Annotated in this window: 11 protein-coding genes; 8 read left to right on the top strand and 3 right to left on the bottom strand. The window is 53.9% G+C overall.

The features are described from left to right. Positions 1-4: 4 nt before the first annotated feature. Positions 5-1861, bottom strand: coding sequence for a protein-disulfide reductase DsbD (locus SPK40_RS20510; protein ID WP_330961728.1), 1857 nt, complete (start codon positions 1859-1861; stop codon positions 5-7). A gap of 130 nt (positions 1862-1991) precedes the next feature. Further along, positions 1992-3293 (bottom strand): anaerobic C4-dicarboxylate transporter, encoded by a 1302-nt coding sequence (locus SPK40_RS20505; protein WP_330961727.1) that lies wholly within the window; start codon positions 3291-3293, stop codon positions 1992-1994. 279 nt (positions 3294-3572) lie between these two features. Here SPK40_RS20505 and SPK40_RS20500 point away from each other — a divergent pair, with 279 nt between their 5' ends. After that, on the top strand, positions 3573-4115 hold the full coding sequence (locus tag SPK40_RS20500; protein WP_330961726.1) for an FxsA family protein: 543 nt from the start codon (positions 3573-3575) through the stop codon (positions 4113-4115). A 47-nt stretch (positions 4116-4162) separates the two neighbouring features. On the opposite strand, the gene SPK40_RS20495 is transcribed toward SPK40_RS20500, so the two are convergent. Further along, a complete protein-coding gene (locus SPK40_RS20495; protein ID WP_330961725.1) occupies positions 4163-5536 on the bottom strand; it encodes an MATE family efflux transporter in 1374 nt (457 codons plus the stop codon). 216 nt (positions 5537-5752) lie between these two features. Between SPK40_RS20495 and SPK40_RS20490 the strand changes: the two genes are divergently transcribed. The 7 genes from SPK40_RS20490 (at position 5753) to SPK40_RS20460 (ending at position 12716) form a co-directional block, all read left to right on the top strand. Next, positions 5753-6043, top strand: a complete 291-nt coding sequence (locus SPK40_RS20490) for a co-chaperone GroES (RefSeq protein ID WP_248144323.1) — start codon at positions 5753-5755, stop codon at positions 6041-6043. A gap of 41 nt (positions 6044-6084) precedes the next feature. After that, the gene (gene groL, locus SPK40_RS20485; RefSeq protein WP_248144322.1) at positions 6085-7725 is read left to right on the top strand and encodes a chaperonin GroEL; all 1641 of its coding nucleotides are present in this window, start codon (positions 6085-6087) and stop codon (positions 7723-7725) included. Positions 7726-8028: 303 nt separating this feature from the next. Further along, positions 8029-8616, top strand: a complete 588-nt coding sequence (locus tag SPK40_RS20480; protein WP_330961724.1) for a hypothetical protein — start codon at positions 8029-8031, stop codon at positions 8614-8616. 204 nt (positions 8617-8820) lie between these two features. Further along, the gene (locus tag SPK40_RS20475; RefSeq protein WP_330961723.1) at positions 8821-9465 is read left to right on the top strand and encodes a DsbA family oxidoreductase; all 645 of its coding nucleotides are present in this window, start codon (positions 8821-8823) and stop codon (positions 9463-9465) included. A gap of 41 nt (positions 9466-9506) precedes the next feature. Continuing rightward, a complete protein-coding gene (gene wrbA, locus SPK40_RS20470) occupies positions 9507-10109 on the top strand; it encodes an NAD(P)H:quinone oxidoreductase (RefSeq protein ID WP_248144319.1) in 603 nt (200 codons plus the stop codon). A gap of 97 nt (positions 10110-10206) precedes the next feature. Then, the gene (locus SPK40_RS20465) at positions 10207-11100 is read left to right on the top strand and encodes a LysR family transcriptional regulator (RefSeq protein ID WP_330961722.1); all 894 of its coding nucleotides are present in this window, start codon (positions 10207-10209) and stop codon (positions 11098-11100) included. A 158-nt stretch (positions 11101-11258) separates the two neighbouring features. Further along, positions 11259-12716: an ATP-binding cassette domain-containing protein gene (locus tag SPK40_RS20460; protein ID WP_330961721.1), complete on the top strand. Its 1458-nt coding sequence runs from the start codon at positions 11259-11261 to the stop codon at positions 12714-12716. Positions 12717-13158 lie beyond the last annotated feature (442 nt).

Genomic DNA, 13158 nt, shown 5'->3' with positions numbered 1-13158 from the left:
CTGCTTATTGACCAATGAGTTGATTTGCTTTCAGGTGATTAAGGAATGGCTCGGCTTCCATGAAACCGGTCAGGCGGGCCTTGGCGGCCTGTTCGCCGTCCGCGTGCCAGAAGTCCAGCGTCGGCAGGCCCAAGACATTCATTTTTTGCAGCAGCTTGATATCGTCCGGCTTACTGTCGGTCACATCGGCCTGCAGCAGGATAAAGCGCTGGAGTTCAGGCGCGACGCTGGCATCGTGGAAGGTGTATTTGTCGAATTCTTTACAGGCCACGCACCAGTCAGCATAGAAGTCCAGCATGACCGGTTTTCCTTCGGCTTTGGCCTGGGCCAGGGCTGTATTCAGCTCGTCCATGCTGGACACGCGCTTGAAGGTGATCTCAGGCAACTGAGCGGCTTGTTGCTGTTGTGACCCCGTCAGCCCCTGATAAACCGGTAAAAGAGACCCCAGTAATCCCACAATAGCGATGATACCGAGCAGGCTGCTGCGCCAGGAGTGGGTCATGCCCTGTTTGACATGATACAGCCAGCCAAACACAGCCACACCAAAGATGGCCCACAGATAAGGCATCAGGTTCGCCGGAAGGATGCGTTCCAGCAGGAACAGTGGTACGGCCAGCAGTACAAATCCGAAGAAGATTTTTACGCTGTTCATCCACGCACCGGCTTTCGGCAGCAGACGGTTGCCGAACATGGCAGCCAGGATCAGCGGAATCCCCATCCCGATCGCCAGCGCATACAGAGCCACGGCACCGGTCAGTAAGTCTCCGCTCTGGGCGACGTAAATCAGAGCACCGGACAGCGGCGCTGTGGTGCAGGGAGAGCACACCAGACCGGAAATGGCGCCCATCGCAAATACACCGCCGAGCTGGCCGCCGGATTGCTGGTTGCTGAGCTGGCTCAGCCAGGTCTGGACACTGGAGGGCAGTTGCAGGGTGTAAGCCCCGAACATCGACAGCGCCAGCAGCACGAAGAGTGCGCTGAGGCCGATCAGGACGTAAGGATGCTGTAACGCTGCCTGAAACTGAAGCCCGGCCGAAGCAACCACTAACCCCAGCAGGGTGTAAGTCAGCGCCATACCCTGGACATAAGTGAAGGCCAGGGTAAAAGTACGTCCGTTACTGAGCTGACCGCGGCCCAGTACGATGCCGGTCAGGATCGGATACATCGGCAGCACGCAGGGCGTGAATGCCAGCCCGATACCCAGAGCCAGAAACAGCAGCGGCGTCCACCACTGCTCGGCCAGATCGCTGGCCAGCTTGTCCTGCTGGCTGACCGGGGCGCTGGTCACGGCTGTGTCGTTCTGGCGCTCACCTGAATGGTTTTGAATGTCGGTGTCAGTACTTACTATCAGATTGGCTTTGACCGGCGCTGCGCTGGCTGTTGCGGTGCCGGCAGCAGCGGCGACCGCAAAGAGCGGTACCTCACGGGTTTCCGGCGGGTAACAGAAACCGGCCTTGGCACAGCCCTGATAACGCACGGTCAGCGTGGCATTGTCACCCGCCTGAACAATCGGTACTTGGAGGGTCAGCGGCTCGGGATAAATGGTGACATCACCGAAGAATTCATCTTTGTAGGGCGTGCCTGCGGGCAGACGGATATCGCCGACGGTTGCTCCGCTGGCGGTGACGGAAAGCTGATGCTGGTAAAGGTAATAACCCGGTCTGACCTGCCAGTCGAGCACCAGCTGGGCGTCGTTCTGGGAAAAGTTAAACGCAAAAGCCTGATCAACAGGGACGAAGCTGTTCTGGCTGGAAGGCTCTGTCAGTCCCGGCAGCGAAAACTCAGCTCGTAACGGCAGGCTGAGGAACAGCAGGAAAAAGACAAACAAACGTGTGATACGCAGGTGTCGCAGTATAGTCATCGGATTCTGGCTCATGATCAGTCTGAATATTGCCGCCTGAGAGCGGGTTGCTCATCAGGCGACTATACCTTATCGGTTTATGTCTGTCAGACCGGATAAATACCGCAGAGTTTCATATCACAGACACTTCTCAGGCAAGTATAGGCCCCAGCAGGAAGCCCAGCGCCACGGAAGCGGCGATTGTTGTCACACCCGGCAGGAAGAAAGGATGGTTAAAGACCAGCTTCCCGATACGGGTTGAGCCGGTATCGTCCATTTCCACTGCGGCCAGCAGCGTCGGGTAGGTGGGCAGGACGAACAGCGCACTGACCGCGGCAAAAGAGGCGACCGTAGTCAGCGGTGAAACGCCGATGGCCAGGGCTGCGGGCATCAGGGCCGTCGTGGTGGCGCCCTGCGAATACAGCAGCATGGAAGCAAAGAACAAGGTCACCGCCAGCATCCAGGGATACTGTGCCAGCAATTCACCGGCCACGGTTTTGATGCCCTCAATATGGCTCGACACAAAAGTATCGCCCAGCCAGGCAACCCCCAGCACGCAGACGCAGGCGCTCATACCGGATTTGAAGGTTGCGGCACTGGCAATTTGCCCGGCATCAATTTTGGTGAACAGGACAATGGCCATGGCGGCAGTCAGCATGAAAACCATGATGGCCTGGTTACGTCCCATTGCCGGATCAGGAATGAGTCCGACTGCATCGGAGATCAGGGTGGCGTAAATGACCACGGCTGCAATGGCTGCCAGAAAGATGTAAGTGGCAGGCTTGGCAGTGACCGGGATGTTTCTGACCTGACTGCCTTTGACCCGGACCAGCCCTTTGGCGAGCCGTTCCTGATACACCGCGTCATCTTTCAGCTCGCAGCCCTGAAAGCTGGCGACCAGGGCACCAAGCATACAGGCTCCGAAGGTACTCGGAATACAAATGGCCAGCAAAGTCAGGTAGCTGATGCCCAGCGGTTCCAGCAGCCCGGAGAAAAACACCAGCGCGGCGGATATTGGCGAAGCGGTAATGGCTATCTGAGAGGAAATCACCGCAATCGACAGGGGGCGTGAGGGGCGAATGCCCTGCTCCTTGGCGACCTCTGCAATCACCGGCAGGGTCGAAAAAGCCGTGTGTCCGGTACCGGCCAGCAACGTCATGACGTAGGTAACCATCGGCGCGTAAAAGTTGATGCGTTTGGGGTGCTTGCGCAGAAAACATTCGGCTAGGTCGACCAGCCAGTCCATCCCACCGGCAACCTGCATGGCAGCAATGGCGGTGATAACCGACATAATAATCAGGATCACATCGACCGGAATATGACCCGCTGGCAGGCCCAGTCCGAGAGAGAGCACCAGCACGCCGGCACCGCCCGCAAAACCAATGCCGATCCCGCCGATCTGGGCCCCAAGAAAAATAAAAGCAAGAACAATGAAAAGCTCAATTCCAATCATAACCGCTCCGAGAGTGACGTGATTGAAACCGGTAGGGTCAACGGTTCCTTGTTTCGGGACCGGTTTCTGCGCAATCTTTGCTAACAAATGTGTTTGCCAACCATATCACCTTCGCCAGACCCTGAAATTGATTCAGAATGGTGATCCGGTTAAAAGCATCCGGTGCTAGGGTTGAAAATCAGGGGAATCCCGCCATCATAGACAACATCAAGGGTATCGGCGCATGGAGCTGCCGGTGTCCGCATTTGTTTTGTTTGCCAGCCTGATCAAGGGGTGTTTGTGTTTCCTGTTCTTTTACTGCTGTTTATTCTTGTCCCCGTCATTGAAATTGCACTTTTTATTCAGGTTGGCGGGGTACTCGGGCTGTGGACTACGCTGTTTCTGGTTCTGCTGACGGCGATTGTGGGGGCATCGCTGGTGCGCAGTCAGGGGATTGCTACCTTGCTGTCGGTCCAGGATCGGCTTAATAAAGGAGAACTTCCGGCGCAGCAGATCCTGGAAGGTGTGATGCTGGCCGTGGCCGGGGTGCTGTTGCTGACGCCGGGTTTCATGACGGATGCCATGGGCCTGATTGTTCTGTTGCCGGGACCGCGTGCCGCGATTGCCCGTTATCTGATGACCAAGGTGAAGATTCAGAGCATGCATCAGAATGGTTTCGGTGGCGGGTTTGGGTCGCAAGGGCCGTTTTCTCACCGTGATCCCTTTGGTCATGATCAGAGTGGCAACCAGCAAGGGGACGTTTTTGACGGCGAATATGAGCGTAAAGACGACAAAGGAAAGCGTCAAAACTCAGACGATGACGATCAGCATCGTCTGCATTAAAAAAGCAGTTCGGATTTAAAAACAGGCAGCCACGGCTGCCTGTTTTGTTATTTCCCGACCATCACTGCCGGTGATGGCACATGCCAGCGCCGCAGCCTGCGGGCATACACCAAAGCCGCCAGTCCGCACAGCACATTGGCGACTGCAATGCCAGTAAAAAGGCCCTCCGTGCCGTTGACCCAGCTGCCCAGCCAGGCGGCAGGCAGCAGCAGACCAAAGAGCCGGATCAGGTTCCACAGCAGGGCCTGAAACGACAGATGCAGCGCATTGAGGGCATTAATCAGCTGCATGCAGATGGCCAGTAAGCCATAACTGGCCGGGACTAGGATCAGGTAATGCCAGAGTTGGGTCCGGACCGCTTCATCCTGACTGAACAGGGCGGATAATGGCCAGCTGAGCGGCACCATCATGATGAACACCAGTAACTGGAAGCCTAATGCAAATTTCATCGCCTTGAACAGAGCCTCAAAGGCCCGGCGGGGTTGTTCAGCACCTAAGTTTTGCGCCATGAATGGCATCAGAGCAGAGCTGAGCGCGATCATGACCAGCATCAGCAGCGATTCAATCCGCATCGCAGCGCCATAGGCAGCCACTGAGGCCGTCCCCTGAGCCGCAAGCAGCACCATGATTAAAGCATTCGACAGGGGCGTGAGTGCATTCGACAGCCCGGCTGGTGTCCCGATATGGAGGATCTGCCGCCAGTCGGCAAAGATGAGCCGGAGATCCGGCATTGCCAGCAGTTTTTCCCGTACGATTAAGATCCGCAGTGACCACACCAGCGCCACCGCCCAGCTGACACCGCTTGAAATGGCGGCGCCCCGGACACCCAGTTCAGGGAAAGGGCCGTAGCCAAAAATCAGCAGCGGATCGAGCACACCGTTAATCACACCGGCCAGCATCATGATTTTAGCCGGGGTTCGGGCATCGCCGGTGGCCCGGATGGCACTGTTCCCGGCCATGGGGATCACCAGCAGCGGAATCGCCAGATACCAGACCGCCATGTATTGATGGATGATCGGCAGCAGGTTTTCTTCCGCGCCCAGCAGGCGGAACAGCGGATTGATGGTCAGCAGCCCCAGTCCGGCGGCCGCGACGACCAGAAGTACCGCCAGTAACAGCCCGTGGCTGGAAACCCGTGCGGCGGCATGGTCATCTCCGCTGCCCAGCAGCCGGCCGATGCAGGCGGACAGGCCGACCCCGACGCCCATGGTGATGGAATTCAGGGCAAAGGTGACAGGAAACGTGAAGCTGACAGCGGCCAGCGCCCGGGTGCCCAGCAAAGAAATAAAGAAGGTATCGACCAGATTGAACATCAGAATCGCGATCATCCCAAACACCATGGGAATGGTCAGGCGTCGTAAAACTTCCGGGATCGGGGCCGACAGCAGCCCATGTTTATCTGGTCGTTCTGATCGGGTCATAAGGTTCTCAAGTTCGCTTTTGCCAGCCCACCCTAAAGCAAAGAGTGTGATCCGGCAAAAAATCTGGCAGAAAAAACAAAAAAATTTAACGACAGGACTTGGGTTCCAGAAAAACGACCCAACATGTCTAAGGAACAGATTTCGTGAGCCGGACAAACTGACCGGCTCGCTTTCAAACAAACCTATGGATATTACCAAAATCAGGAGAGACGACCGATGAATATTCGTCCTTTACATGACCGAGTGATCGTTGAGCGCCAGGAAGTTGAATCAAAATCTGCTGGTGGCATCGTTCTGACTGGTTCTGCTGCAGAAAAATCTACCCGCGGTACTGTACTGGCTGTGGGCAAGGGCCGCATTCTTGAGAATGGTTCTGTGCAGCCGTTGGACGTCAAAGTTGGTGATACTGTCATCTTCTCTGAAGGTTACGCGACCAAGACCGAGAAGATTGAAGGCAAAGAAGTTCTGATCATGTCTGAAACTGACATCTTGGCAATTGTTGAATAATCCATTCACCTCGAATCAAGAATTAAGAAAGGAAGTTAAACATGGCTGCTAAAGACGTAAAATTTGGTAATGACGCTCGTGTAAAAATGCTGGAAGGTGTGAACATTCTGGCTGACGCTGTCAAAGTTACCCTGGGCCCGAAAGGCCGTAACGTGGTTCTGGACAAGTCGTTCGGTGCTCCAACCATCACTAAAGATGGTGTTTCTGTTGCGCGTGAAATTGAGCTGGAAGACAAGTTCCAGAACATGGGCGCACAGATGGTGAAAGAAGTTGCTTCTCAGGCAAACGACGCTGCCGGTGACGGTACAACCACCGCGACCGTTCTGGCTCAGTCGATTGTGAACGAAGGTCTGAAAGCTGTGGCTGCGGGCATGAACCCGATGGATCTGAAGCGTGGTATCGACAAAGCTGTGGTTGCTGCGGTTGAAGAACTGAAAGCACTGTCTCAGCCTTGTGCAGACAGCAAAGCGATCGCACAGGTGGGTACGATTTCTGCGAACTCTGATGCGACGGTCGGTAACATCATTGCTGAAGCCATGGAAAAAGTTGGCCGTGATGGCGTGATCACCGTTGAAGAAGGTCAGGCGCTGCACGATGAGCTGGACGTTGTTGAAGGCATGCAGTTCGACCGCGGTTACCTGTCTCCGTACTTCATCAACAATCAGGAAGCAGGCAGTGTTGATTTGGAAAGCCCGTTCATCCTGCTGGTTGATAAGAAAATCTCGAACATCCGTGAACTGCTGCCAACGCTGGAAGCGGTTGCAAAAGCTTCTCGTCCGCTGCTGATCATTGCAGAAGATGTTGAAGGTGAAGCGCTGGCGACACTGGTTGTGAACAACATGCGTGGTATCGTGAAAGTGGCTGCTGTGAAGGCACCTGGTTTTGGTGACCGTCGTAAAGCGATGCTGCAAGACATCGCTGTCCTGACTGCCGGTACTGTGATTTCTGAAGAAATCGGCATGGAGTTGGACAAAGTGACTCTGGAAGATCTGGGTCAGGCCAAGCGTGTCAGCATCACCAAAGAAAACACCACCATCATCGATGGTCATGGTGAAGAAACTGCGATTCAGGGCCGTGTGGTTCAAATTCGTCAGCAAATCGAAGAAGCGACTTCAGACTACGACAAAGAGAAACTGCAAGAGCGTGTTGCTAAACTGGCAGGCGGTGTTGCTGTGATCAAAGTTGGCGCTGCCACTGAAGTTGAAATGAAAGAGAAGAAAGACCGCGTTGAAGATGCCCTGCACGCAACCCGTGCTGCGGTTGAAGAAGGCGTGGTTGCCGGTGGTGGTGTTGCCCTGATCCGTGCGGCTTCTAAACTGACTGAGCTGACTGGCGACAACGAAGAGCAAAACGTAGGTATCCGTGTTGCGCTGCGTGCAATGGAAGCGCCAATCCGTCAAATCACCCGTAACGCTGGTGACGAAGAGTCTGTCGTTGCGAACGAAGTGAAGAATGGCGAAGGTAACTTCGGTTATAACGCTGCAACCGGCGAATACGGCGACATGCTGGACATGGGTATCCTGGATCCAACCAAAGTAACCCGTTCTGCACTGCAATTTGCAGCGTCTGTTGCTGGCCTGATGATCACCACCGAAGCGATGGTGACTGAACTGCCAAAAGGCGACGCGCCAGATATGAGCGCCGCGATGGGCGGTATGGGTGGCATGGGCGGCATGATGTAATCAGCCCCGTCATCTGTGATGAATCAGAAAACCCGCTGAAAGGCGGGTTTTTTTATGGATGATTTTTTTCTTTCACGTCTATGTTAAGTGACTGATTTTATATTGTGGTGTTTCTACCGATTTTCTGAAATCACGCTGTCCCTCAGTGATTTTTCTTCTTATCGATCTTCAATTTTTCAGATCAGCCCGTATCGTTCGCTGTTTTATTTCACAGAAACTCTGATTTTGATATCCGTCCACCTTCAGGAGTTTTCCATGTTCAGCAAAGCGATATTGAGAGCAACCCGGTTAAGTAAAATCAGGATGAGAAAAATCATCCTGCTGATTGCAGCAAGTGGTCTCTGGATGACCGGAACCGCGCATGCCAGTGAATCGGAGCAAGCATTTATTGACCAATACCATCTGGATGCTCAGATACATCAGATCCCGGGCAATGAAATGCTCTCTGACGAGCGTCTGAGTGAGATGTTTCAGGTTCAGGCCAGAAGCATGACGATTTGCCGCGGAGATTTCATTCCGGACGGATATGTGATCACCCGAACGACGGTGGATTTTAACTGTGGCAGCTGGCAGCACAGTGATAATGCTTACATTCTTTCACTGGCCCCGAAAGATGGTTCGACGTTCAGAACCTGCGCGGGGTATCACAGCCGTGTCTATGACGGTTTCGTGATTATCGCGAATATTTACAATACGGCTTGTAATTTTGGCTCCGGCAATTCTATCAACGGCAGTACTCAGGTGTATGCGGATAAGTACAGATCCAGCTTTACGGTGTGTGCCAATTCGCCAATCCCAAGTAACTATACCCGCGGCCGACATCATTTTTCTGTCAGTTGTAAGGTGGGGACCGGCATGGGCAACAATGCTTATGTGATCACCCGAAATTAAAATCTATTTCATCCTTTCCTGATGTTGCCTGCGGAAAATCGCAGGCTTTTAACCCTTGCAAAAAATCGATAATACCCCCCAATTCTTTGCAATTTTTTTCCTGCCGCTTTCCCCCTAAGATGATTCCTGAGCTGAACGAACAGCGTGTACTGCCTGGCCAGGCTTTGAATTTGATGTCCTGAATCTGAATTGAGGAAACGATTAATGTCGGATACAAAGCCAAAAATTACCCTGGAATTTTTTCATGATGCCGTCTGTGGCTGGTGTTATGTCCTGAGCCCACGGCTGCGCAAGCTGGCTGAGCGGGCAGATGTGGCAGTCAAGCAGCGCTGTTTTGTGTTGCAGCGCAATGATGCGGAAATGATCCAGCGTTTTGGTTCGCTGGAAGCGGCAAAACAGGAAATTCTGAATCACTGGGTCGCTTGTCAGCAGCATGCGGATGAGCCGGGCCGGTTTGAGATTGAAGGCATGCGAGCCAAGCCATTCTCTTACCCGAGCGGATATCTGGCGGCGCTGGGGGCGAAAGCCGCTGAGCTGATGGGGAATTCGGATACCCATTGGGATTACTTTGATGAAATTCAGCACCTTCACCTCAAAGTGAATGACAACATCGGCGATCGTGACGTGATCATTGCTGCAGCCGGAAATATCGGGTTGGATACCGTGCGATTCGAAGCGCTGCTGGACAGTGACGACGTGCGTGATGCGGTCGAAGTGGATCTGAAACGTGCCCGGGAGTTTAAGCTGCGCAGTATTCCCAGTCTCATCATCAATGGTGCGCAGGTGGTTTCGCAGACCCTGACGGAGCAGGCACTGTTGCAGTTGATCAGCAATGAACAGGCAGCTTAACCGAAAGACACTATTTTCATCAGATTGAGGCGGGAAATACAATGAATACAAAAGTTTTAGTGCTTTATTACTCCAGTTACGGACACATTGAAACCATGGCCCATGCGGTGGCAGAAGGGGCACGAAGTGCCGGCGATGTGGACGTTGATATCAAGCGGGTGCCTGAGCTGGTGCCGGAGGACATTGCGAAGAAATCCGGTATCCGGTTCGATCAGCAGGCACCGCTTGCCAAGCCGCAGGATCTGGCAGAATACGATGCCATTCTCTTTGGAACCCCAACACGTTTCGGCAATATGGCCGCACAGATGCGGAACTTCCTGGATCAGACCGGCGGGTTGTGGTTTGAGCAGAAACTGGTTGGCAAAATTGGCAGTGTGTTTACGTCGACGGGAACCGGCGGCGGCAATGAAACGACAGTGCAATCGTTCCATACCACGCTGTTTCACCATGGGATGGTGGTGGTTGGTTTGCCTTATACCTCGCCTGAACTGGCCGATGTATCGGAGGTGAAAGGGGGCTCGCCGTTGGGCGCGGCCTGTATCGCCGGCGGAGACGGTTCCCGCCAGCCGTCGGTCAAAGAACTGGCGATGGCACAGTTTCAGGGGAAACATGTGGCGACCCTGGCGAAAAAACTCAGTCAGTGAAGCCAAAGGTTCAGGAACGGCCTTCCATCAAGAAGGTTGTTGCCTGAACCCGTATTTTTCGGTCATAGTGCTGACTTCATATGAAAGGGATGAATTTATGCCGATTGCGCGTGTCACGCTGGAAATGTGGCGGGCTTTTATCGCCATTGCTGAGCAAGGCAGTGCGGCCAAAGCGGCTTTGCAGCTGAACAAAAGCCAGTCTGCAGTCTGTCACAGTATCAAGAAGATGGAGTCTTTACTGGGGCAGCCGCTTTTTGTGGTTGAAGGCCGGATCTCCACGCTGACCGAGCTGGGGCGTGAACTGCTGCCGCGTGCACAAAGCCTGCACCATAATGCAATTCAGATTGAAACTCTGGCTTCGAAATATCAGGGACAACTGATGACAGAGGTGAGCCTTGCGGTGGATGTGCTGCTGCCGCCTGCTTTCACGCAGGAGATTTTTGAACGCTTTTACGAAATTTACCCGGCGGTATCGCTCCGGGTGTATGAAACAGCGCTTTCCGGCGCGGGTCAGTTACTGGAATCCGGAGCGGTGTCTGTGGCGATTGCCAGCCAGCTGCCGAAAGAAACCATTCTCGAGCCTCTGGCAGAGGTGGCGCTCTGTTGTGTCTGCGCCCCATTGTTTCCGCTAGCCGCTGCGAGACAAGTTTTTCAGCCTGCCCTCAAAGATTTCCGCCAGGTGGTGATCCGCGATTCGGGCACCCGGGACACCGACAGCGGCTGGCTGGGATCACACCAGCGCCTGACGATGAGCAGCCTTGCCGCCGCGGTAACCTCAGTCAAACGGGGGCTGGGTTTTGGCTGGTTGCCGGAGGATGCCGTGGCTGAACTGCTTGAGCAGGGTGATTTAGTGCGTGTTGATCTGACCCATGGCGGCAGCCGGACGGTGAAACTGCAGTTGGGGATGAACCCGGAGCAGGCTCATGTCGGTGAAGTCAGTACCCTGTTTGAATTATTCCACAGCCTGAAGGTGCTGGCGGCATCCTCTTGAGCTGGATCAGTCGGCCCACACAATGTTCTGCAGCGCATCGCCGAAGTCGCAGCTTCGGCTTTTTATTGTCTTTAAAGTCAACTATGCATGGAAATTGAGCAGTAAGTTCTGCACTATGAAAGGCTCTCAGGAAGTCTGCATCACAAGGAACGTCTGACATGCGCATTGCGTCTTTAAAACACCATACGGAATCAGCGTCGCTGTCCATTGAAAACTGGCAGATTGAACCGGCACAGCACTGGGGCATTTTTTCGACACACAGTCATGCCGCTTCGTTGCTGGTACGCATTCTCAGCGGTGAACTGGAACCGGCGCACGGAAAGATTCACGAGTTACCTCAGCGGGTTGCCTGTATTTCGCTGCATGAGCAGCAGCGATTGCTGGATCTTGAACTGGAAAAAGATGACAGTGATTACCTCGATAGGATTGATTACGGTTCGACCGTTGAAGCGCTGGTGCTGGAGGCGGGATGCCCTGAAGCGGAACTTGATGCCTTGCTGGATAAGGCCGATTTAGGTCAGCTTCGCCACCGCGGCTTTCGTCAGTTGTCGACGGGAGAAACCCGCCGAGTCATGCTGGCCCGGGCGCTGGCAGCTGCGCCAGAATTACTGATCCTGGATGAACCTTACGCCGGGTTAGATCTCGCGCACCGCAAGGCCTTATCCTTGTTGCTCGAAGAATTATCTGAGCAGATGCAGTTACTCATTGTGACGTCCCGGGAAGACGAGCTGCCGCCTTTTATTACCCATGTTGCCTTGTTCGATGAGCAGCAGTTGTCGCAGACGCTGACTCATGAAGCATGGCTGACCCATCCGGTGATGGCGCAAATGAAGGCGTTATCTGAACAGAAGAGCGATGCCATGCTGGCGCTGGTGCAGGCGCATCAGACCGCGCATGATTATCCGAATCCTTTGGTGGAGATGCATGACGTTAAAGTCGAATACGTCGGTGCAACCATATTTACCGGGGTGAACTGGCAGATAGAGCAGGGCCAGCACTGGCAGGTCCGCGGGCCGAACGGCTGCGGCAAGAGTACCTTGCTGGGGTTGATTCTCGGTGATCATCCGCAATGCTACAGCAATGATATCCGGGTCCTGGGGATGAAGCGCGGCAGCGGTGAAACCATCTGGGATGTGAAAAAGCATATTGGTGTGGTTTCGTCAGCCCTGCATCTGCAATACCGGGTGAGCTGTCCGGCCCTGGATGTACTGTTGTCGGGCTTTTATGATTCCATCGGGCTTTATCAGCAGCCGAGTCAACGGGAAATCCAGCTGGCCCGGGAATGGCTGAGCTTGCTGGAAATGACGGCGCTGGAAAAAGTGAGCTTCCGGGAACTGGATTATGGTCAGCAACGGCTGCTGTTGATCGGCCGGGCTTTGATCAAGCAGCCAGCACTGCTGATTCTGGATGAACCGTATCAGGGGCTGGATTTCCTCAGCCGTAAACTGGTGTTTCGGGCACTGAACCGTATCGCTTCGACCGGACTGAGTCAGTTGTTGTATGTGACGCATCATGAAGAGGATACGCTGGATGCCATTCAGAACTTCGTCGATTTCGAAGCTGAACCGTCAGGCGGTTACCGGGTGCACCTGCAAACATCATCTACCGTGATTTAGCCGGTCATTGCCCCGAAAAGCTGCCAGGCCCGCAATCGCGGGTCTTTTTTGGGGCGTCTTTCTGTGGCCAGCCCGCTCATTCTATTTTTCGGGGTGAGCTAGATGATGTTTGTGCCGCTCAGCGTCTGACTGACAGGCAATTCAATCCGGACACAGTCTTTTGCCAACGCAGTCTGTTGCCAGCAAAACCGCGGCCACGGCAAAAGCTGCATCTCTTGAGCAACTTTGATGCAAAGCTGCGCTGAATATCAGGCTTCAATGCTTGCCCGGAAAAAAGCGCGAAAAGCTGTACACTTTATAAAGGCTATTAAAATCAATGGATTGTAATTTAGTTTTTGCTGAAATTTGTTTGGGTGGAGTCGTGAGCAGCAATTCGCTGAATTGAAACAAAAAAGCTGTCCGTTGTATTTTTCGACAAATTTGTTCGAAATTGTTCAGCAAC

The sequence above is a fragment of the Photobacterium sp. 53610 genome, assembly GCF_036409375.1.
GTDB lineage: Bacteria > Pseudomonadota > Gammaproteobacteria > Enterobacterales > Vibrionaceae > Photobacterium.
Note: the sequence above shows the minus strand (reverse complement) of the source record. Positions and strands in the feature narration are given on the sequence as shown.

Bases quoted from the DNA above. Each gene is read 5' to 3' on its own strand.
- SPK40_RS20475 (WP_330961723.1), top strand. From the start codon at position 8,821: ATGTCGGATACAAAGCCAAAAATTACCCTGGAATTTTTTCATGATGCC.
- SPK40_RS20460 (WP_330961721.1), top strand. From the start codon at position 11,259: ATGCGCATTGCGTCTTTAAAACACCATACGGAATCAGCGTCGCTGTCC.
- SPK40_RS20480 (WP_330961724.1), top strand. From the start codon at position 8,029: ATGAGAAAAATCATCCTGCTGATTGCAGCAAGTGGTCTCTGGATGACC.
- SPK40_RS20510 (WP_330961728.1), bottom strand. From the start codon at position 1,861: ATGACTATACTGCGACACCTGCGTATCACACGTTTGTTTGTCTTTTTC.
- SPK40_RS20490 (WP_248144323.1), top strand. From the start codon at position 5,753: ATGAATATTCGTCCTTTACATGACCGAGTGATCGTTGAGCGCCAGGAA.
- SPK40_RS20495 (WP_330961725.1), bottom strand. From the start codon at position 5,536: ATGACCCGATCAGAACGACCAGATAAACATGGGCTGCTGTCGGCCCCG.
- SPK40_RS20465 (WP_330961722.1), top strand. From the start codon at position 10,207: ATGCCGATTGCGCGTGTCACGCTGGAAATGTGGCGGGCTTTTATCGCC.
- SPK40_RS20505 (WP_330961727.1), bottom strand. From the start codon at position 3,293: ATGATTGGAATTGAGCTTTTCATTGTTCTTGCTTTTATTTTTCTTGGG.
- groL (WP_248144322.1), top strand. From the start codon at position 6,085: ATGGCTGCTAAAGACGTAAAATTTGGTAATGACGCTCGTGTAAAAATG.
- wrbA (WP_248144319.1), top strand. From the start codon at position 9,507: ATGAATACAAAAGTTTTAGTGCTTTATTACTCCAGTTACGGACACATT.